Annotated in this window: 23 protein-coding genes; 11 read left to right on the top strand and 12 right to left on the bottom strand. The window is 34.9% G+C overall.

Translation table 11 applies throughout. From position 1 onward, the window contains the following. Window positions 1-20: 20 nt before the first annotated feature. The 5 genes from ACZLO7_RS08325 to ACZLO7_RS08305 form a co-directional block, all read right to left on the bottom strand. Entirely contained in the window at window positions 21-1,133 is a 1,113-nt protein-coding gene (locus ACZLO7_RS08325; protein ID WP_464938985.1) for a PRK06851 family protein, read from the bottom strand. Between the two features lie 287 nt (window positions 1,134-1,420). Next, entirely contained in the window at window positions 1,421-1,927 is a 507-nt protein-coding gene (locus ACZLO7_RS08320) for a YfiT family bacillithiol transferase (RefSeq protein ID WP_464938849.1), read from the bottom strand. 86 nt (window positions 1,928-2,013) lie between these two features. Beyond that, window positions 2,014-2,619: a hypothetical protein gene (locus ACZLO7_RS08315; RefSeq protein ID WP_464938848.1), complete on the bottom strand. Its 606-nt coding sequence runs from the start codon at window positions 2,617-2,619 to the stop codon at window positions 2,014-2,016. Between the two features lie 458 nt (window positions 2,620-3,077). Beyond that, the gene (locus ACZLO7_RS08310) at window positions 3,078-3,281 is read right to left on the bottom strand and encodes a cysteine-rich CWC family protein (RefSeq protein ID WP_464938847.1); all 204 of its coding nucleotides are present in this window, start codon (window positions 3,279-3,281) and stop codon (window positions 3,078-3,080) included. A 207-nt stretch (window positions 3,282-3,488) separates the two neighbouring features. Then, the gene (locus ACZLO7_RS08305; RefSeq protein WP_464938846.1) at window positions 3,489-3,890 is read right to left on the bottom strand and encodes a hypothetical protein; all 402 of its coding nucleotides are present in this window, start codon (window positions 3,888-3,890) and stop codon (window positions 3,489-3,491) included. Window positions 3,891-4,399: 509 nt separating this feature from the next. Between ACZLO7_RS08305 and ACZLO7_RS08300 the strand changes: the two genes are divergently transcribed. Next, entirely contained in the window at window positions 4,400-4,714 is a 315-nt protein-coding gene (locus tag ACZLO7_RS08300) for an antibiotic biosynthesis monooxygenase family protein (protein WP_464938845.1), read from the top strand. A 434-nt stretch (window positions 4,715-5,148) separates the two neighbouring features. Here the strand turns inward: ACZLO7_RS08300 and ACZLO7_RS08295 are convergent, their stop codons facing one another. The 3 genes from ACZLO7_RS08295 to ACZLO7_RS08285 all read right to left on the bottom strand — a co-directional run bounded on the left by ACZLO7_RS08295 (window position 5,149) and on the right by ACZLO7_RS08285 (window position 6,868). Further along, on the bottom strand, window positions 5,149-5,736 hold the full coding sequence (locus ACZLO7_RS08295) for a hypothetical protein (RefSeq protein WP_464938844.1): 588 nt from the start codon (window positions 5,734-5,736) through the stop codon (window positions 5,149-5,151). A 143-nt stretch (window positions 5,737-5,879) separates the two neighbouring features. Further along, window positions 5,880-6,158 carry a phage holin gene (locus ACZLO7_RS08290; protein WP_464938843.1) on the bottom strand — a complete coding sequence of 93 codons (279 nt, stop codon included), beginning with the start codon at window positions 6,156-6,158 and terminating at the stop codon, window positions 5,880-5,882. A 332-nt stretch (window positions 6,159-6,490) separates the two neighbouring features. Beyond that, a complete protein-coding gene (locus tag ACZLO7_RS08285; protein ID WP_464938842.1) occupies window positions 6,491-6,868 on the bottom strand; it encodes a hypothetical protein in 378 nt (125 codons plus the stop codon). A gap of 206 nt (window positions 6,869-7,074) precedes the next feature. Here ACZLO7_RS08285 and ACZLO7_RS08280 point away from each other — a divergent pair, with 206 nt between their 5' ends. Both ACZLO7_RS08280 and ACZLO7_RS08275 read left to right on the top strand, forming a co-directional pair. After that, the gene (locus ACZLO7_RS08280) at window positions 7,075-8,271 is read left to right on the top strand and encodes a YbfB/YjiJ family MFS transporter (RefSeq protein WP_464938841.1); all 1,197 of its coding nucleotides are present in this window, start codon (window positions 7,075-7,077) and stop codon (window positions 8,269-8,271) included. Between the two features lie 186 nt (window positions 8,272-8,457). Continuing rightward, window positions 8,458-8,904 (top strand): VOC family protein, encoded by a 447-nt coding sequence (locus tag ACZLO7_RS08275; RefSeq protein ID WP_464938840.1) that lies wholly within the window; start codon window positions 8,458-8,460, stop codon window positions 8,902-8,904. A gap of 94 nt (window positions 8,905-8,998) precedes the next feature. Here ACZLO7_RS08275 and rnz read toward each other — a convergent pair whose 3' ends face one another. Both rnz and ACZLO7_RS08265 read right to left on the bottom strand, forming a co-directional pair. Beyond that, window positions 8,999-9,943, bottom strand: coding sequence for a ribonuclease Z (rnz, locus tag ACZLO7_RS08270; protein WP_464938839.1), 945 nt, complete (start codon window positions 9,941-9,943; stop codon window positions 8,999-9,001). Window positions 9,944-10,377: 434 nt separating this feature from the next. Further along, window positions 10,378-11,628, bottom strand: a complete 1,251-nt coding sequence (locus ACZLO7_RS08265; protein ID WP_464938838.1) for a DNA polymerase IV — start codon at window positions 11,626-11,628, stop codon at window positions 10,378-10,380. A 348-nt stretch (window positions 11,629-11,976) separates the two neighbouring features. Here ACZLO7_RS08265 and ACZLO7_RS08260 point away from each other — a divergent pair, with 348 nt between their 5' ends. The 6 genes from ACZLO7_RS08260 (at window position 11,977) to ACZLO7_RS08235 (ending at window position 16,698) form a co-directional block, all read left to right on the top strand. Further along, window positions 11,977-12,318, top strand: coding sequence for a PadR family transcriptional regulator (locus ACZLO7_RS08260; protein ID WP_464938837.1), 342 nt, complete (start codon window positions 11,977-11,979; stop codon window positions 12,316-12,318). Next, on the top strand, window positions 12,315-12,824 hold the full coding sequence (locus tag ACZLO7_RS08255; protein WP_464938836.1) for a hypothetical protein: 510 nt from the start codon (window positions 12,315-12,317) through the stop codon (window positions 12,822-12,824). Before ACZLO7_RS08260 ends, ACZLO7_RS08255 begins: the two co-directional genes overlap by 4 nt. An 8-nt stretch (window positions 12,825-12,832) precedes the next feature. Next, entirely contained in the window at window positions 12,833-14,308 is a 1,476-nt protein-coding gene (locus ACZLO7_RS08250) for a serine hydrolase domain-containing protein (RefSeq protein ID WP_464938835.1), read from the top strand. A gap of 1,049 nt (window positions 14,309-15,357) precedes the next feature. After that, window positions 15,358-15,696 (top strand): PadR family transcriptional regulator, encoded by a 339-nt coding sequence (locus tag ACZLO7_RS08245; protein ID WP_464938834.1) that lies wholly within the window; start codon window positions 15,358-15,360, stop codon window positions 15,694-15,696. Between the two features lie 307 nt (window positions 15,697-16,003). After that, window positions 16,004-16,357: a DUF1048 domain-containing protein gene (locus ACZLO7_RS08240; RefSeq protein WP_464938833.1), complete on the top strand. Its 354-nt coding sequence runs from the start codon at window positions 16,004-16,006 to the stop codon at window positions 16,355-16,357. Beyond that, a complete protein-coding gene (locus tag ACZLO7_RS08235; RefSeq protein WP_464938832.1) occupies window positions 16,354-16,698 on the top strand; it encodes a DUF1048 domain-containing protein in 345 nt (114 codons plus the stop codon). Before ACZLO7_RS08240 ends, ACZLO7_RS08235 begins: the two co-directional genes overlap by 4 nt. 234 nt (window positions 16,699-16,932) lie before the next feature. On the opposite strand, the gene ACZLO7_RS08230 is transcribed toward ACZLO7_RS08235, so the two are convergent. Both ACZLO7_RS08230 and ACZLO7_RS08225 read right to left on the bottom strand, forming a co-directional pair. Beyond that, window positions 16,933-17,172 (bottom strand): hypothetical protein, encoded by a 240-nt coding sequence (locus ACZLO7_RS08230; RefSeq protein WP_464938831.1) that lies wholly within the window; start codon window positions 17,170-17,172, stop codon window positions 16,933-16,935. Window positions 17,173-17,340: 168 nt separating this feature from the next. After that, window positions 17,341-18,222 carry a LysR family transcriptional regulator gene (locus tag ACZLO7_RS08225; RefSeq protein ID WP_464938830.1) on the bottom strand — a complete coding sequence of 294 codons (882 nt, stop codon included), beginning with the start codon at window positions 18,220-18,222 and terminating at the stop codon, window positions 17,341-17,343. Between the two features lie 112 nt (window positions 18,223-18,334). Between ACZLO7_RS08225 and ACZLO7_RS08220 the strand changes: the two genes are divergently transcribed. After that, window positions 18,335-19,351, top strand: coding sequence for a DUF2332 domain-containing protein (locus ACZLO7_RS08220; protein ID WP_464938827.1), 1,017 nt, complete (start codon window positions 18,335-18,337; stop codon window positions 19,349-19,351). A gap of 591 nt (window positions 19,352-19,942) precedes the next feature. Further along, window positions 19,943-21,370, top strand: coding sequence for a serine hydrolase domain-containing protein (locus ACZLO7_RS08215; protein WP_464938826.1), 1,428 nt, complete (start codon window positions 19,943-19,945; stop codon window positions 21,368-21,370). Window positions 21,371-21,504 lie beyond the last annotated feature (134 nt).

Genomic DNA, 21,504 nt, shown 5'->3' with positions numbered 1-21,504 from the left:
GAGAGGCTTAAAATAAATTACTAATCAGTTGTCCCCTTTACTAACTCGAGTATCGTGTTTTCAACTTCTTTTTGAATACATTCAACAATAGAAAAATCGACTGCTTCTTGATATATCTCTTCTAACTTATCATGCGATTTTTTGGCTTCTGCTAAACTCGATGTTCCCTCGTTCATTTTATTTCGATATCTTGTGGAAATCCCCAAAATTTGCTCTTCATAAATTTCATCCGTTCTAGGGAATACAGCAACATTATATAAATCGATTATTTCATCGCCTTCACGAGATGGAAAATACTCATGCGGTGCCGTACTATCGAAAATTGCAATTCCTAGTTCTCTAAGGATGACCATATCCAAGCTATTTGGATCAAACCCACAGTGGTATATTTCTACATCTAAACCCCTACCTTCAGCAGTAGAGGCTAATTTTTTTAAAAGGGTCGATTTTCCTGATCCAGGTCTGCCTTTTAAAAAGTAACGCTTACGAATGTTTTCAGTTAAATTTGGTACATAATCTACTGCTCCAATTGGCGTTGCTGCTCCTAAAAATCGATGACGGACATTCGCTTCCTTATTTAAATGAATTTCTCCAAAAAAGATTGTTTTTATTTCCTCTGTTAACGCATTTAACTTTTCAAAATCCATATTGGCAATATAAATTGCTTCCCACTCGTCATGAACTGCCAACGCTTCAGCATAAGAATGATAAGCTTGCCCATAGGCTTCCTCTTTCTCCTTATTCAACTTAAGAATGTCATCTTTTTTGATACTTAGGTGTTGTGAATTCCACGCATCCCCTAAATTCACATATTCCTCTACCGCCCCTGGAGCCTTTGGTTCTATGACGTGTGGCTCAGTCCCGTCAACTATCCCTATTTTTAATGATGGAAAAATAACACCGTCAACAGAATCCGAATCAGAAGCGCAATGAATGAATTCTACATCATATCCTTTTTCCTTCCAGTCATTTGCAATATTCTTCATCAAAGTCGATTTACCAGTCCCTGGACCACCTTTTAATATGAAGATCTTTTCTAAACCCGCAAAATTAGAATCATATAGGCTAAAGAAACCCCTTGCCGTATTTCCTCCAAAAAAATAATGTAACTCTTTTCCACTCACAAAAAAAATCTCCTCTCTAACTAGAAGTTTTTCTATAGAAGTAAGGTATGCGAATGTAAAGATATAGGTGAATGCCTAGTGACGATAGGATGAAATATCTAAGTTATAATTACCGCTGAAATTGCATGGCATGTAATATGTTAAGTTGGCCTACCTTATACGTACTTGTAGGTTTGGATTCGAGTTTGATTAACAGAATTAGCTAATCCTTCATTATCTGCAAACAAAAAGAATCCATTTATAAAAAGGATTGTTCAAAATGGACTCTTGATCTTAGATAAATTAAATTTTAATAATTATTTTAAAGCACTTTTAATATGAGCTATGTGATGATTACCATGCCATGCATAAATACCAATGTTTTTCTCGACCGAAACAATACCAGAATCGGGATGGATAAAAGTTCTTTTTAGTTGTTCATCCATTAAATTTTCAATTAGATACACCCATCGCTCATGTAAAGATTCAATGATTTTTAAAGAAGTAGTGATGGGTAACTTTGAATCGGGTAACTCAGCCCATTTATCTTCTTCATATGGTTTAATTGTTGGATTTTCTTCTGTTAATGCTAATTTGAAACGGATATAAGCATTCATATGACTATCTGCAATGTGATGAACAATTTGTCGAATGGTCCAGCTACCTTCTCTATAAGTATATTCTAGAGCTTCGTCACTCAGATGATTGACTACTTCTATTAATCTCATTGGGAACATCCGGATTTCTTTGATCCAAGCCTTTATTTCTTCTTTTGATATGTGTTCAGCACAATCGAATTCTCCTATTGGATATCTTTCATTCATCAACTATTCCTCACATTCTTTTCTTTGTTTCAAAAGACCATTATATAAATACGCTTCAGTATATTAATACAATAATAATTGTTAATTTACTCCAAATTCATGATAATATCCAGACCTGTTGGCTTTTCATTAATGAAATCACTGTATTCAGTAAACACTAAAGTCATTCCGGAAATATCGTCAGGTAATGGCGGAGAAACAATGAAGTTATGCATTGAGTTTCCTTTCGATCCTGCCCCACCATCACTCCGACAATCGTATGGTTTCCCTATAGATAATGCAATATTATTATGATTCAGCTGAAGGTCGATTAGTGTATCATTTCTGACATCCCAATCAATATTAAGATGGACAACACTAGCATTTTCGTACTGTCTTATATACGTTACAGTGTAAAATCTTTCATCTACTTCAACCGATTTTAAAACAGATAGGTGCTTTCTAAATCCATACGGTTCAACACGAGGTTTAAAGAAGTCATGCATTTTAATTGTTCCAAATAACGAACTTAAATAATCTTCATACAGATCGTACTTTTGTGCCCATTTTGAGAACACTTCATCAGTTGGAAAACCTAAATGATCGCTTGAAAGGTCTTTGCGTTGTTTTAATAAAGCACAGATTTGTTCATCAATCTCAAAAAGTTCTTTCTTATAAGATTGTGAAGATCGTTCAATAGCATCTTTTTTCATTTTAATCCTCCTTAATTTTTATTTCCTCAAAGTAATAACAACTTAATTTTAACTTATTATGAAAATAATAGGAATCTCACTTATTCAAAATGATTCCTAGAATATGCTTCAAAACTAGTTATTTAATCTAGAAATTTTATTTAATCTATAAAATGGTCCATTTTTTTGCGAGATATTATTATTTTGATTACACTTTGAAAAATCAAAAAAGTCGATTTCCCTTTAGTAAAGGAATCGACTTTTCCTCTGCACTCAAAGTACCTGATAATATAGAAAGATAGCTACTTTTTATGACCTTTAATAATAAAAACTATAAACATCAGTATTAGCACAATTATTATAAGAAAATATAATTGATTATTACTTGATAATGCCTCAGTAAGAGATTCTGTTCTCCTTTAATACTTGTAACTTGTTCTGTCGGTTTTTCACCTTTTCTTACAAGCACTAACTAATTCTTATTTTTTCATTCCCATTTCTTCTCTATATGTATCTACACACTTTTTACAAATACAGTGCTTTCCTTTACTTTCCTGGGGCACTAAATCAAATATCCCTTTCGGAAACCCTCCTTCCATATAACACCAGCAAGTACTTTTTCCTTCTCCCCCCACCATGCATTTATTTTCCTCACCACATAAAGGACAATGTTTTTCAGTCAATGTTCTCCCCCCTAACTACTTTATAAGATAGTTCAACAATTAAACATTTAAGGTAAAGATATATGGTCATATCACACTTTACATTATTTATATTGTATATCAATATGGTGGTTTATCACTTTTAGTAATTACCTAGTGTTATTAAAATTAAAAAAACAGGCTTATATTTGCATATAAATCCTGTTTTTTAGCTTATTTCTCATCCTCTTAGCAACCTGGGAATCCTGGTGGAGCGAACCTACACCAAGGCGGTCTTTGTGGCCTTGGTGGTCTCGGTGGATTTGGCGGTCTTGGTGGAAATGGAGGTTGCGTATTTCGGCATAATTGACCGGCTTGAGTAATGGTTTGTATATCTCTTGAATGTAGAGGTAGTTGTTGTGGAATGCCGTTAACAAATCTTGTAATTTGTACCCCACCAAAATTAGGATTTGTCATTGCATTACCCCAATCACTAACAGAATCTAATCTAACATTACAATACAGTTGTCCGTTGTTCATCTGGATATCCACCATAAAACCTACAAATCTTGTAAGTTGAACTGGATTCAAAAGTGGATTTATTGCCACTTTATTACCATAAGGATCATAATAAGGATCATAATAGAACATCTTCCTATCTCTCCTTTCTTCATTTAATATTGTAAAATATTCGTATATACATAATTAGGAAGTTGTCCTTATTCAATTGATTAATACACCTAGAGTAGTAACTTTTTGAGTTATTATTTTTTACCTCTAAAATATATACAAGCCCTAACGAAAAAAGCTATTCCCCTTTATCGAACCATCTAACTTCTCTATTTTTAACTTCTCTCAAGATGCCATAACAATCGCAATTATTGCATGTAATTGTTACCACCGGTGGAGAACTGATACTTGTTATGGCCTTCAGGACTTTATATTACGTTCTCAAGTATCTTTTTGTCACATTACTTAAGAAACAATTGCAATTCATTAGGCGAAAACCTCCTTTTTGAATAATGTATGTATGTCTATAAATTGCTGTGTCCTAGCGGATTAATTGTTATTGGATTATTTTCATACCAAATCTATCTATTTAAATCCAATGTTATAATCTTATAGTTAGATAATTTTAACAATGAAGGGGATTGGTGAGCATGTTTCATGAATCAAAGGGTTCATATTATGCAGTTATTTTTTCGAGTCAACGATCTGAAGGCGATAATGGCTATGGGAATATGGCAGAAAAAATGGATCGACTTGCTAGCCAACAGCCTGGTTACTTAGGAGTAGAAAGTGTTCGAGATGCATCGGGTGCTGGCATTACCATTTCGTATTGGGATAGCTTAGAAGCAATTAATAACTGGAAGCAAAATCAAGCGCATCAAGTTGCCCAGCAAAAAGGCATGAACGATTGGTACCAAAACTACAGTGTGAAAATTTGCAAAATAGAACGCGAGTATTCTAAGTAATACACCCACCTTTATAGCAGCTAAAATAAGAGTTTAGGAAAAGTCGATAATAATGAGTGAGTTTACACTTAAGGATCATCAAGGTTTTATACACATTGAGGCTTCAGGAGTTATTTGGATATCCATATATAACAAGACAATTTGGAGGCTATGACTTTAAAGGAAATGTGAAAAATTAAAGTGGTGACTTCTCTGTACTAAATCAAAATTGGCTTACAACTGGGGATGCGAACAACTCACTAAAAGCTAAAAGGTACTGCTGGTTGATTAAGTTGGCAGTAGATTTCACCTCTAGAGGCCATGTAATAACTTCTGGAAGCTATAAAATGTTGATAATGAATTACATTTTGAGTTTGATAATATTTTTTTTCACATATAAAAAAGCGCTAAATTTCAGCGCTTTTTTATATTGGACAAGGAGGAATTCTGCTAATTTACTCTTCTGGTAAAAGTACCGTAATATTTGCATCATTAAAGATGATGATAATTTTTTTTGAAAGGTCGTAGTATTTTAAGGCATCTGTATACGTTGGTTCTTTTTTGATAAAATGTCTTCTTGATAGTTGGATTTTCATGTTTCTTAGTTCATTAAACGTTGTAAATATTTCTCCATCTATTAAGTTATATTCCATTAATAGGCGAATGTCTTTATGTGAATATGTTACTTCATCATTTAACTGGTTGATACCAAGTCGGTGTACAGTAGATTGTAATTCGTTTTCAACAATTCCCCAAATCATTGGAATCGACTCTCCGGGTGATTCTTTTGCAACCCTGAGAATCTCACCATCCTTACTAAATAGGTCAGGAGGTTTGTTCTCTACTAGATGAGAATTGTTTAATTTCTTCTCTAAATCGTTAAGTTTTTCTCCAAAATCCAGCTCTATATTATTAAAAGAAAATCTGGTGATGTTCATTAATATAAAGCCTATTTGACTTCTAAATAATAAGATAGCCAGTATTATGACAATTGGCCAGATCATCTCATCGATTAATGAAGTAATAAATTCAGTTACCTTCATAGTATCCCTCCCATCGATAAATGCTGCGTCTATTATTAAAGGTATTATTACTTTAAAAGTTCAATTTCCTCCTCAGATTAATGTATTAAATAAATTTCGTTTTGTGTGGTCAACTTGTACCGAAACTTTTTTATTCATTTTTACTAATCATCACATTTCACTTTTGTATATCGTAGTGCTTGTTTACTATCATTTATGCCGTTCGTTGTCGGATCAATAACAGAATTATAGACAGCAACTGCCACCGAAAACAGAACAAAAGGATTTGAAACAGCTTGCAAGAAGACATCGTATAATTTTGGCCAAGTACTAACATCCTGACCAGTAATACCGAGATATCCCCCTATAGATGAAGCAATTGCCAAAAACATGTGGAACCAAAATTGCGGGTTTTTGAATCGAATTTTCCAGTTTATCCTCATTTCCATCCCCCTTTAGTTAACTATTCATATGTTCCCGTTGATGCTTTCTTGCTTGAAATAATGATAATTTTGGGAGTTAGGTTTTTTTATGGGGGAACGAGAGTGCTTTGATTGGATTTTGGCGCTACTCGCTCGGGCTTTAGCGCTACTCGCTCTTCCTTTTGCGCTACTCGCTCTTCCTTTAGCGCTACTCGCTCCCCTTTAGCGCTACTCGCGCTTCCTTTGGCGCTACTCGCTCTCCTTTAGCGCTACTCACGCTTTCTTTGGCGCTACTCGCTCGGGCTTTAGCGCTACTCGCGCCTCATTTAGCGCTACTCGCGCTTTCTTTGGCGCTACTCGCTCCCCTTTAGCGCTACTCGCTCTTCCTTTGGTGCTACTCGCTCTCCTTTAGCGCTACTCACGCTTTCTTTGGCGCTACTCGCTCGGGCTTTAGCGCTACTCGCGCTTTCTTTGGCACTACTCGCTCCCTTTAGCGCTACTCGCTCTTCCTTTGGCGCTACTCGCTCTTCCTTTGGCGCTACTCGCTCCCCTTTAGCGCTACTCGCTCTTCCTTTAGCGCTACTCACGCTTTCTTTGGCGCTACTCGCTCGGGCTTTAGCACTACTCGCTCTTTCTTTAGCGCTACTCGCTCTTCCTTTGGCGCTACTCGCTCCCTTTAGCGCTACTCGCTCTTCCTTTGGCGCTACTCGCTCTCCTTTAGCGCTACTCACGCTTTCTTTGGCGCTACTCGCTCGGGCTTTAGCGCTACTCGCTCCCCTTTAGCGCTACTCTCGCTCCCTTTAGCGCTACTCGCTCCCCTTTTAGCGCTACTCGCTCTCCCCATCACTTTTACAATTTCTTCTATATCAAAAACACTTTGACTAATTTATACTATAATTAATGTTTTTTGGTCTTTTTTTCTACATATGGGGGTGCTATGGTGAATCGACGACATGCTGGGATGATTGTTGGGGGAATTTTATTTTTAGTGGTGGCGATGGGGATTAGCCGCTTTGCTCTTACTCCGATTTTGCCATTTATGCGACAAGATGTTGGATTGTCTGTAGAAACTGCTGGTATGCTGGCTTCTGCAAATTATGTAGGGTATTTTATTGGAGCACTATGGGCTGGCTTTATTAGCCGTCATCCAAAAACCATTCTTGGCTGGTGCGCACTTTTTAATGTTCTTTCTGTTTTTGGGATGGGAATGCTTGATGGTTTGTGGATCTGGCTTATTTTGCGCTTGATTGCCGGTATCACTGGTGGCTTGATGTTTGTATTAACTTCTAGTATGTTAATGGATTATTTGGCTGGACATTTATTGACGAAATGGTCAGGTTATATTTTTAGCGGTATTGGTTTAGGAATTGCACTATCGGGAATTTTCGTACCTATTTTGGAATCGGCTTTTTCATGGCAAGGGGCCTGGATTGGACTTGGTGTATTATCCGTGTTGTTCGTGTTGACGACGATGTTCTTATGGCGTAAGCTCACAGCTCATGAACAGGATAAGAAGGCTGCTGTATCCGAGAAGGTATGGAAAGGTTTTATGCCTTGGATGGCACTTGCTTACGGATTAGAGGGGCTTGGCTATATTGTAACCGGGACATTTTTAGTTGATATTATTCATGAAATACCTAATTTAAGAGAATATGCGGCTTATAGCTGGGTTGTTGTCGGTATAGGTGCTATTCCATCTGCACCACTTTGGATTATGTTGATGTCAAAATATTCACCTGTTCGTATAATTTCAATTGCTTATATTTTGCAAGCCATCGGAATTATTCTTCCAATCATCTCACCGACTATTTTTGGTGTTATGACATCGGCATTTTTATTTGGTATGACGTTTGTTGGTATCGTGACGATGACCACATCTTACGCAAGACAATTATTTCCAACAAAGAGCGCGAGTGTTGTATCTGCGCTAACAACTCTCTATGCGCTTGGCCAAATTATTGGTCCACTAATTGCTGGCAAGCTTGCCTCTTTTTATAAGAGTTATAATGTTGCGCTTATTTTTGCTGGAAGTGTAGTAGCATTTGCACTTTGTCTCATGTTGTTCGGGAAATGGAGGACGGCTGAAAGAGTAGAGCCAGAAAACTATATGGCCGTAAAAAATATCGCCAAGTAATAATTCCATTTGAATTTTTGCTCGTCAATTTTAATAATCATCCTTAGCATGTTTTGAAAGAATTTTTTCAGAACATGCTTTTTTCTTTAAAGGATCCTCCAGCTAATAAAAGAAGGTTATTTGAGACTTAAATAGAATTACATCTATAAGACTTTAAAAATAGAGAAGTTTAAAGGAGATTATGAAATGAATCGATTAAATTTAATTACTTTGGGAGTAAGAGATATGATAAAGTCTTTACATTTTTATCGTGAGGGACTAGGGTTTGAAGTATTTGTATATGGCAACGATGCGAATCCAGATGTGATTTTCTTTAATAATCAAGGGACTAAAATTTCACTGTTTCCAATTGATCGCTTAGTCCAAGATATTAATGAAGACACCCCACCTGTGATTGGCAATGGCTTTAGTGGATTTACACTTGCTTATAATGGGAAGTCAAAAGAAGAGGTTGATGAAATATTTGTATTGGCTCAAAAAGCTGGTGCGAAAATAGTAAAAGAACCTGAAACAGTCTTTTGGGGCGGCTATAGTGGCTATTTTCAAGATCCAAACGGCTTTTATTGGGAAGTTGCATATGGTGAGAACTGGGAATTTGACGAAAATGATATGTTGATTATTACTGAGTCTTAACACGGGGCATTGATAAAGTTGAAACTATTAGACAGCTTAGTTGTCACTTTACTTAAAAAAGCTATCCAAAATTGGATAGCTCTTTCCATGCTTGTTACTGACTAAAAGGAGATAGCTTTTCTTGAAGCCACTCATATTCCTCTAAGTCTGCTACGATATAGGCGTTTTCAAACACTTCATGCACTTCTTGAAGCATGTTTTTAATATCTTGAGGGAAAAATCTTGCGCTTAAATGATTTAGAAGCAGATTTTTTGCTCCTGCTTTAATAGCAATATTTGCTGCATCCATATTTGTGGAGTGGCCATAATTGGCAGCTAGTGCTTCTGTTGCATGATCGAATGTTGATTCATGAACTACAATATCCGCATTTTCACTAAGTAAAACGGCATTTTCACAAGAACGTGTGTCTCCTAAAATCGTAACGATAAAGCCCAATTTAGGTAAATCTGTCACGTCACTACTTTTCACAATACGCCCGTCTGGCAATGTTACATTATTACCATTTTTCAGCTGACCTAAAAGTGGACCTTTAGGAACGCCAAACGCTATTGCTTTATCAATTTGTAATGCACCTGGTAGTGGTTTTTGTTCAATACGATAACCATAGCACGGCACGACATGCTGTAAAGGTTTTGCAGTAACGACAAAGTCATCATCTTCAAAAACAACACCTTCAGCCACCTCAACAAATTCAATAGGATAATTGAGATGTGTTTGTGAGATCTGTATTGTTAACTCAACCCAACTTTTTAATCCTGCTGGTCCATAGATGGTTAGCAATTCTTCTCCCCCTTGGAAAGAGCGAGAACTAAGTAAGCCAGGGAGTCCAAATATATGATCTCCGTGTAAATGTGTGATAAAGATTTTTTCTAATTTTCTTGGCTTTAATGTTGTATGTAAAATTTGGTGTTGCGTCGCTTCACCACAATCAAATAGCCAAAATGTGCCACGCTCTTCTAATAATTTAACTGCAAGCGCACTTGTATTCCGTGTTTTTGACGGCATTCCTGCGCCTGTACCTAAAAATTGTATATGCAAATGAAGTCCTCCTTACGGTAAACACGATGATCAACATATGAAGAATCCTCATAATGATTCCTTGCTATTTAAACTTCAGTGTTGCTAGTGTCCTATATCTAGTATAGCAAAAAAAGATGCTCATCAATCACCATATGGACATTGATACACGCCTTTTCTTTGCATTACTTATATTTTAGTTATGTAAAAAGCGATACTGATACTGTGATTTTTTATATAATTACTTCTACTCACTAACAGAAGAATAGATCAACTTACGATACTTCAATTAAAGAAGTTATTTCTTTTATCTTAGACTTTCTCCCAGCACTGCTGAAATTGTAAACATCACATAAAGCATAGCTCTGCTAGTTTACTAAAACTACAATACCATTAATTGATTCAGTACTCCCTGTCATCCTTTCGCTCCCCCTAATTGATTGAAAATATTTTCATCAATCCTTATGATCCTCCAAAAAGTCCTTACTAAAGCTCGTTTGCGATTCGTAATTGGCCTTTTTCTTTTCTTTCATGCCTTTTGAAATAATTTCTTTCCCGAATTTCTTTTGGAGCTGTTCCACTACTTGGATAATTGGCTCCTCTTTGGCATGCTTTTCAAAGTTGAAGATGGAAAGCTGCTCTGCTGTTTCTTTGCGATCAATCACATTACTCAATGTCACACCAAGTAAACGAACAGGTTCACCATGCCAATGTTTCTTTGCTAAATCAATAGCTATTTCAAAAATATCTGATTTCTTATAAATGGCATTGGAAAAGGTTTTACTCCGACTAGAGTTATGCCAATCAGCATCTCGAATTTGAATGGATACGGTATGTCCGGCTAGATTCTTAGCTGATAGTCGTTTAGCAACCTTTTCACAGAGTCCATCTATTGTTTTGCGAAGTTCATCCCATTCGACTAAATCTATAGGCAAAGTTGTGGAATTGCCAACGCTTTTCGTATCATAAATCGCATTAGGATCGACTTCCCTGTTATCAATACCATTTGCTCTGTCTTTTAACCTAGCTCCATTTTTACCTAAGTTGCTTTTTAAAAAGGCTTCAGAAGCTTGTGCTAAATCGCCGATTGTGTAGATTTTCAAATCGTTTAGTTTTTTCGCTGTGCTCTCTCCAACCCCATGCATTTCAATGACTGGTAAAGACCATAGAATGTTGGGCAGTTCACGTTTTCTTAAAACGGTAATGCCCATTGGCTTTTTCATATCAGAAGCTGTTTTAGCCAAAAACTTGTTCGGTGCAATCCCAATCGAAGAAGGCAAATCTAATTCATTTAAAATACGTTTTTGAATGCTTTCTGCGAATTCTATAGCTTCTTTTCCATGTACAAGTTCCGTAACATCTATATAGCCTTCATCGATTGACACGGGCTCCACAAGTTCTGTATATGTTCGTAGTATGTCAAATATCGCCTTTGAAGCAATACGATAGCGTTCAAAATTAGGTGGCAACAAGATGAGTTCCGGACATTTGCGCTTAGCTTCCCACACAGCCATCGTCGTGTATACCCCTTTTGCCCGTGCTTCATATGAACAAGTTACTAGGATGCCACGTCGCTCCTTTGGGTTGCCTGCAATGGCAATTGCTTTGCCCTTTAGTGTTGGATCATGTGATTGTTCCACAGAGGCATAGAAACAGTTCATATCGATATGAAAAATAATTCGCCCTTTTTGTTTCCGCTCCTCCATCTCACATCTCTCCTGCTTCTTTTATTATGTACAGTATAGCAAAAATAACGAACAGATGTTGGTATTCACTACTTGTAAAGTTGAATGAGACTTTCTTTTCTGTTACTAACCCGTTTGACATTTCAACTTTAATTCACACTTCATGATTAAAAAAACTAATTACATTCATAACCTTATTAGCCTCGCGCCCATCTTAATTTTTGTAATCAATCAAAAATACAATAATAAGATCGTGTAATGATAAAAATTTGTCATTACTTTTATTCTAACTCACCATTTATTATCATTTATTGAATTTATAACAAATATATACTTGTAAGAAGTATATATTTCTGTTAAATTCATCCTATGGACAGAACAAGTTTAATTAAAGGTCATTTAGAAATGTGTGTATTATCTATTTTGTCAAAGAAAAAAAGCTATGGTTATGAAATTATGAAAGAGTTAGAAGAACACAATTTAAAATTGAAAGGAGTAGGAAGCATCTATCCAATTTTAACTAAGTTAAAAGATCAAAATTGGGTTAGTGCTTATCGCGAAATAACAGAAAGTGGGAAGGTTAGAGTTTATTATGAAATCAATGAAATAGGAGAGATATTTCTTCAGAAAAAAATCAGTGAGTGGTTGGAGTTACAAAAGGATATAGAATCTTTACTACAAAGTCAGTTAGAAGGAGATCATTTAGAGTGAATATTGAATTGAGCCTAACAGAAAAACAATTTTTAAATGAAGTTCTTGACGAACTAAAGCTATATCAAATCAATTCAAAGGATAGAAAGTATATTGAACAACAGATTGTAGAACACTTTCAAGAATCCCGTGAACATGGAGGAGACGGGATAAATGAATTAGGAGATACAGAAACATTTGTCAAAGATTTTTTAGATATTAATGGAATAGACCTTCATACTAAAATAAAACAGATACGAAAACCTAACAGTAGAACGGGAATTTCTTTTGTGATTGGAAGCTTTACTTTAATCGTCAGCTATCTCATTTCACAGCTTCTCCTATCTATGTTCTTAACGGGATCATTTAATCCACAAAATAATAATTCATTTAATTACAATATTCTTTATCACATATCAGATAATTTTTGGTGGAATTCCATTCTAATGATTATCAGCTTTTCTATATCTTTACTACTTTGTACGTTAGTAGTGTTTTATATTCGAAGAATAAATTTTAGTAGGTGAAATTTTATATGAAACAATTAAAATATACTGGTATTTCTTTATGCTTATTATTTTATATGTGCGTTCTATTTCTCCCATTTTCAAAGGTTCTCGCGGGACAAGATATTAAACAAACTATCGACAACTATGTAGAAACATTTTTAAAAGACTATCGTATTCCAGGAGCTTCTATTGCCCTAGTGCATAATAATGAACTATTTTATTCTAAATCTTGGGGTGTAACGGGAGAATCCGAGGAAAAAGTAACTACACGAACCCCCTTTACTATTGGCTCGATAAGTAAATCATTAACAGGTTTAGCTATAATGAAATTAATTGAAGAGAACACCATTAACCTAGAGGATCCGGTGCAAAAGTATATCCCGTGGTTTACCCTTAAAGATAAACAAGCCGCTTCAAAAATTACGATAAAGCATTTACTTACCCATTCGAGTGGAATAAGTACTTATTCAGGATTATCCATTTCCGACAAGGCATCTAAAGATTTCAATGCTATAAAGCATTATGTAGAAAGTCTATCAAACATTGAGCTTACTGCTCCTCCTGGAAATAAACATCAATATAGTAATGCGAATTTCTTAATACTTGGTGCTCTCATAGAAGAAGTTACAAAGCAAACGTATTCAGAATACATGGAAAAGCAAATATTTATTCCATTAGGTATGATGAATGCTGCGGCAGACAACGATACTGCATATGAAAAAGGATATTTAGCTGGTTATGAATCCTGGCTAGGGTTCCCACGAAAAAGTTCCGTACCATACGATAATGCAGGAGCACCATATGGTTACATAACTGCAAGTGCTGAAGATATGGTCCATTACATCAAATTTCTTAATCAAGAAGATGACTCCAGTATTTTAAATAAAGAAACTATGAATCTCTATTTATCTCCACTCTTTAAAATATCCGAAAATCGATACTATGGAGCTGGATTAAGGATAACTAATCCATATTCCAACGATAAAATAATTTGGCATTCTGGATCAACTCCGGATTCCCATTCAGAAGTATTTTTAATACCTGGAACTGGTTGGGGCGGAGTAATTCTTACAAATAAAAATCATATTCTAGAAGAAGAAGGACTTCCATATCTGAAACAAGGGATTATCAATATATTAAATGGAGATAAACCGGAGACAATCCCTCCAAATTCACCAATTGTTCAGCTGCTTACAATAGGTTTTATTTGCTTACTCTCTGTGATGTTCGCTTATCTACTAATAAAGGTTAAATCAGGGGGAACTCTCAAAAAAAACGCATGGCGGGCCTCTGGAGTCTTACTATTGGCATTATCAACCGCGATAATACCTTTGCTCATTCATTTTGTAGATTCACCATGGGATTCAATAAAATTATTTGCTGCTGATATGGCTTTCCTAATCCAAATTGTAGTCTTCTTTTTAGCTTTAAACGGTTTATTATCACTTTATATTTCATATAAACAAATTGTTATTAAAGAGGGACAACTTCTACGTAAGTAGTTATTTCTACCCTAATTATGAGTATTGCTTTTCCCTATTCTCATAATTAAATAGGAATTGATCCATCCATGTAGATTATTCTGCTCATCTAAAATATATTTTTGAATGCTTTGAGCGAATCAATAGCTTCTTTTCCATGTACAATTTCTGTGATATCAATATAACCTTAACAATCTCTGTATATGTTAGTAGTATGACAAATATCGTTATTGAGTGTAATTCTAAAGCAAACAATATTGCTCTTATTTCAATAAACTACTTTCAACCATGCAGAAAAGTAGCATTCAACCTTTAACATTAAAGACAAGTAATTGTACATGATGGTTTACTTCATCATAACTTGTTTATAATGTTGCACATATTATAAAAATGTACATTACTAAATTCAATTTTAGTAGTGTACATTTTTTATTTTGGTAACATTTCTACTTGGATTCATTAAAGGTTTAGATGTTTACAGTTACAAGAAGGAAAGTTAATATAAAACAAATGTTCTTTTGTGAGATATTAGTAATTGTATTGCTATGAGTATGGTCCAAAACATATTGAAAGCAAATATGAAAAAACTTTTTATTTTTCACAAGAAAAAATTGAAAAGAGTGGAATTCTCATTCGTCGTTTATATTCACTTTCACTGCTAAATTCCCCAACTTTTGGAGTGCCTTCTCTAATATCTTTAATCTTGAATCCAACTAGCTTTAAAAGTTGATAATACTCTTCAAACGTCCGATGATATTTAACTACCTTTTTATCAATCCAAGGTTCTACTCTTTTACCACTATTAAAATAATCATCTACGATCCAATCTGCTTTTGAGGAGGAAACTGCTGCACTTTTTATTGATGAAGTTAATACAGGATGAAAGGCCAGATTGTTGAAGACCTCTTATGTTGTGTAGTAGACGTATACTGCGCAACAGGACTTTGAGGGAAAGATGTATGCTTGACAATTGACGCTACTCTGCATTACTATATACCGGTAGTCAGTATTGCTTAATACCTGTGATACAGACTACTGGGAAAAATACGAAATACAAATGGGTGATGAATTTGGAAAATATTACAGAAATGCTTAAAGGGGTACTTGAGGGGTGTGTACTTGAGATTATCGACCGTGGCGAAACTTACGGCTACGAAATCACACAGCAATTGCGAGAACTTGGTTTCACTGATGTGGTTGAAGGCACAGTTTATACGATTACCATGCGGCTTGAGAAAAACAATCTGGTGGACATCGAGAAAAAGCGATCCACTGTGGGACCGCCGAGAAAATTTTACACACTCAACGAAACAGGTCAAGAGCATCTTGAAATCTTTTGGAAAAAATGGGGTTTCATATCAAATAAAATGAACGAACTCAAAACGAAAGAAATAAAAAAGAGAACGTAAAATGAGTTTTATTGAAAAAATTATTGGAAGCCTGAATGACTAACGGGAATGAAAGGCGATAGTGGCGCGTGCGAAGGCACTTCCAAGTGAGTACCATAACGCTTCCAAAGCTCTCCAAACATATATGTAGACTGTTGCTGCTCCCATCGACTGGAAGGAAATGATCCGTATTTTGGATGCCATTCCCGATGTTTTTAAGGAAGTTGCAGCGGATGGTAAGTGCGTTAAAGAATATACTGGAAACAACGCAGCGATTAAATAATAGAACTTTTTTGAACAACTTAGTATCTAAAAGGAGGAGACTACAATGAACTTTTTTGAAAAAATAACCGGTAGCGATATGACTAAAGAAATGAAAGATTTTGAAGCAAGAGCAAAAGCCTTGCCGGCTGAATTTCAAACTGCTTGGGAAGAAATCACAAGTAATTTCTGGATTCACGGAAATTTCACCGGGCGTAATTTGATGCCGATTCTTGATAGTGCTCTTGAACTGCTTGAAGTTACATCAGCAGACGGCCAGAGCGTACATGAAGTACTAGGAGATGATATCGAAGGCTTCTGCGCAGCGCTTGTTGGTGATGAAGGTGCAAAAACATATAGAGATAAATGGCGTGACCAACTCAACAAGAACGTAGCAAGAAAATTAGGAGGGGTGAAATGAGTATCAAAAAAAACATCAATAAAATCATCGAAGAAAAAAAAGAATGGAGAGCCCATGTTTCCCGTATCAAAGCACTTCCACAAGATTACCAAATTGTCTATAATGAGATCCAAAAATATCTCTTTAAAGTCAGTCCTGTTGATTTTAAGGAAGGTATCGGACTACTCGTGGAAATTCTCAGCTTTTTTGAAGAAGGCGTAGCTGCTCGGAAAGGTGTGCTTGAAGTCACAGGTACAGACGTTGCTGCTTTCTGTGATGGTCTGATTGAAGAATCAGAAACTTATGCTGATCTCTATCAAGAATCGGTCAATCAAAAAATCAATAAGGACATGAAAAAATAGAAAGAACTTAGTACTTAGGCAAAATCCTATCGAATTTTTTCCTAAGTACTGCGCAGGTACAACAATAATATGTAATAGAAAAATGATCTTCTACAATCGGGTACTTTTCCAGAGTAACAAAAATCAAAATTTATTAATCTTAATATTGAGGAATCGGGTTTTTTATTTTGGAATTTCCTTAACGTTGTAAATTTGCATTTTCCTGACGCTACCCCAATAAGAAAAAAGAGCTGCCTAGTTGCTTATTTTTTGTGAAATAATGGCACTTAAATTTATATTGTTCGAGTTTTCTTTTTTTCTCCAAGGAGTTCTAATAGCAAGCATTCCTAAGTTTTTTTCTCTAATAGAAAAAACAGCGTTATTAACTCCATTACCTATAAATTTAATTTCTTCAATCTGCCATTCAAGAACGTTGTTTAAAACATTAGCAATGCTGACTCTTAAAATTTCGATTTTTTTATTTGTTAATCTCATAAGACCAACCCTCTTTTTAGTCAAACAAACAGTAATCAATATTTTATCTATTATCATAACATTCTTATTCCCTGTAGTGAAAAAGCAACTGTCCCTCTTCTGCAATCGCCCCCATTAGTACAAGAACCTTAAAAACTTTCTACCTTGTTTCTCTATCCTTGGAGTAAATCAGATGTTACTGAAATTATTTCTTATTATCTGTAACAATGGATGAATTTTCTCATTTTCTTTGTCATATCGCATATATAAATCAACAGTTGGTAATAAAAATAAATCAAAATGTAAACTCTTAAATTCTTTCTCTTTTAGACCATTGTAAATAATGAATTTTGGTAAAAATGCCATTCCAAGCCCATCTTTTACAAATCGCTTAATAATATGACTTTGTGTAATTTTCATTTTACGTAAGGTTGGAAACTGTGGATCTAACAATGTTCCGATTTGAATTGCTTCTTCCAGATGGCCAGTGAATAAGGGATATTTTTTAGTCAACTCTTGAAATTGATTATATGTAACTGTTTCATCATCTGAGTGGTTAAGTGGATAGATGAGTTGCAGTGTACTTGAACCAATTTTTTCTGAATGAATGTTAGCGTGATTACTTTTATCAATGCAAATAGCTAGATGGGATTTATCTGATAATAAAACATCGTCTATATATTTGGAGTCTTCGACAATAATTTCAATTTCATACTGTGGAAAATCCGTTGAAAATTGATAAATAAGATTTGGTAAATTCGTTTCTACAAGTAATGGAGATAGTGCGACTGTTAATAGTATTTTACTTTGTGTTGCAAATAACCTAATTTCTCTTTTACTTTCGTCAACCATATTTATAATAGTAGTCGCTGACTTATAAAACTGTTTCCCTTCTTTTGTTAATTGAATTTGAGTATGATTCCTTTTAAATAATTGAACACCTAAGACTTCTTCCAATTGTTGGATATGAACAGTGATACTCGGTTGTGAAATGAAGAGTTGTTCAGCAGCTATTCTAAAATTTTCAGTTTCAGCTGCAGTAATAAATGTTTTTAACCACTTTAATTCCATTTCTCCCGCCCCAATTTAATTAGTATTTTTAATCAAAAAGATTAAATTTAATTAATTTATCAAATCATTATACCAATGTATAGTTAAATTACAAAAAAAAGGAGGAATTAATTTGGAACGTTTAGCAAAAATCTTTCAAAACTTTTTAGTCAACGAAGCAAAAGGAAGTAGTACTTTATATAGTTTTTGGAGTGAAAAAATTGCTGATGATCAAGAGTTATTAAAACTTATCTCGGCTATTCCCTCTTCACAACCAAAACCTAATTTATTTTTTGCCTCTGTTCAATATTTAGCATTATCGAAAAATCATGATTTACAGCATTATCTTCTGAATCCAAATAAAAATGCATATTTCCTAGAAAATAGTTATAAGGCTTTAAAAGATTTTAGTAAAAAATATGAGTCTGAATTATTATTATGTTTCCAAACAAAGTTAGTGCAAACAAATGTAATAAATCGTGCAACTTACCTCTATCCGATTTTTAGTGAAATAGCGCAAGAAAGACAAATACCACTTTCTCTAATTGAAATTGGAACGAGTGCTGGGCTACTTTTAAACTTAGATTGTTATCATTATAAACTAACAGAACAAGGTATTTTTAAATCATTTGGCAATAGTACAAGCGAAGTGACATTATTCGCGGAGAATTTTGGTAAGCAAATGGATTTACCAAAGCCCTTTTCAATAGATAATAGAATCGGGATTGATTTAAATATAATAGATTTAAAAAACGATGAAGATTATCGATGGATGCAAGCATTAATTTGGCCAGAACATTTTAAAAGAAAAGAATTATTAGATCAAGCAAGAACTATTAACAACGATACACCTAAGGAGTTATTAGAAGGAGACTTCATTGAACATATCCCAAAAATTATAGAAAATATTTCTGGTTCATCTCAAGTTGTTATTTTCCATACACATGTAGCAAATCAATTTTCTGATCAACTCAAACTAGATTTATTAAAAATGCTTGATGAATTAAGTAACAAGAAGCCTATTTATCACATTTACAACAACATGGCAGATCGAAATTTACATGTGGATTTCATTAATAATAGACAAACTATAAAAATAAAGGAATTAAAAGATGTTCATGGTCATGGGAAACATTATAATTGGATCTAAATATACAAATAAGGAAGGGTTATATATATTCAACTAAAAATCATACGTTCAATCTTTTTTACAAAGCCACAGTAGTAATAACCTTAGACCACTATCCCAATGGCCTAATTAGAATAAAGAAAGCAAATTTAGAAATGTTAGGAAATTATAATTATTTTACGAGGTGAATTAAAAGAGACCAGTATAATCTACAAGCGGTTACCTGGTCTTTACTATTTTTTCGATTTATTGAACTAACCTGTCCCGTTAGTTCAATAAAAAAAAGAGCTGCATATGCAACTTTGTCTTCTTTTCGAACTAACAGCAATAATCCCAAATTATCACCAAATTTGTATGTATTAGCTGTATAATGATAATAAAGTTATTGAATTTTGATTATTAAAAGCAAGAGCCTTACTACATTCTACGTAGCAAGGCTCTGTAAAGTTGTTTACTTCTTATTGAACTAACGCATCTGTTCGTTAAGTGTAACTCTTCACAATTACTTGATATTATATAGGTAAATAGAAAGATAAATTAAAATTTAGTTTAGTAGTTGTAAAAGTAGGTTATTTATATTATTCTCTTGTAATTTTTCGAAAAGGAGAGTTTATGAAAAAGATTATTGTTTTTGTATTAACGATATTTATATTATTCTCAGGATTCGCAACACAAAGTTATGCGTTGTCAGACTCGAAATCTGCGGCAATACAAGCGTTGCTAGATGATGCCTCTCGTATATCAGGTGTACCGGGAATGTCAATCTCAATACTTGCTGATGATGAAGTGTTCTACTTTTCTTCAGGGTATGCAGACCGTGAAAAGGGGTTGTCTGCAAGTGAAAATACACTCTATGAGTTAGCCTCGGTCAGTAAAGCTTTTACCGGTATGGGTATTATGCTGTTGGAAGAGCAAGGGCTGCTCTCAATGACTGACCCTGTCCAAAAATATTTACCTTGGTTAACGTTAAAGTATCAAGGGAAACCTGTTGATATGCAAAGCCTTACACTAAATAACTTTCTTCACCATACCAGTGGTCTAACAAATATTAGGCATACTCAAAATATTCCACAAGGCAATACACCGGATATGTTGCAAAAGACTGTGGAAATGCTCGTAGATGCTGAATTGGCGTTCCCTCCCGGTGAACAGTATAACTATGGAACCGTTAATTATGATGTATTGGGTTTGGTTATTGAGATTGTGTCGCGAAAAAGCTATGAAGACTTTATGAGGGAACAGGTATTTCAGCCGTTAGGTCTTCACCAGACGTATGTTTATAAAGAAGATGCTCAAGCCACTGGACAGTTGGCACAGGGCTACCGTTCTTCCTTTTTTATGACAACTCCATTTAAAGCTCCGGATTATGCTGGGAATAAACCAGCAGGCTACATCATTTCTAATACAAAAGATATGGCGCTTTGGATGGGCATACAGTTGGGTATCGTGCAGGACATACCCAAAATATTTCACACGGTTATCGAAAAATCACATAGGGGTGATATGTCTGTTTCGGCTGTCAACGATATGTATTATGCGGCAGGCTGGTCGGTAAACGCCGACCAAACGATTATAGAACACACTGGGGGCAATCCAAATTTCCGAACCGAAGTAGCCATACTGCTAAATGAACGAACAGCCGTCTGCTTGCTGAGCAACGGCGCAAATACCAATACAAACCTGGTACTAAAAGTTAAAGATATATTAGACGGCAATCTAACTCAGTCATATGAAATAAGCGGCACACAGCTTTTGGATATCATTTTGTCGTCTATCACTATTATCCTTTGCCTATTGGCCGTTCTGCTATTTCTCTTAGGATTACGCAGAAGGAAAACGAATGAGCGGCAGCCAATGACAAAAAAGAGAAAAATCGTAACAGTTATTTTCCTGATCGCTACGATTGCCCTGGGTATACTGTGCTGTGCTTTCGATTGGTCAACGATGCTTATTTGGCAAACATATAGTGTTCTTACAGCTTTGATTTCGTCAGCATTATTAACAGCAAGCATTACATGGTTTGTATACACTCACCGATAAAATACCTCGCTCCCAAGATAAACATATAATGTTAAGTAATTAAAATTTCAATTTATCGGTATGCTAATTTGAAAAACATAAGACACTTCGGTGTCTTTTTTAATATCATCGACAATTTTCCCAGTCAAACCCAA

This window comes from Viridibacillus sp. d25.2 (assembly GCF_055456015.2).
Note: the sequence above shows the minus strand (reverse complement) of the source record. Positions and strands in the feature narration are given on the sequence as shown.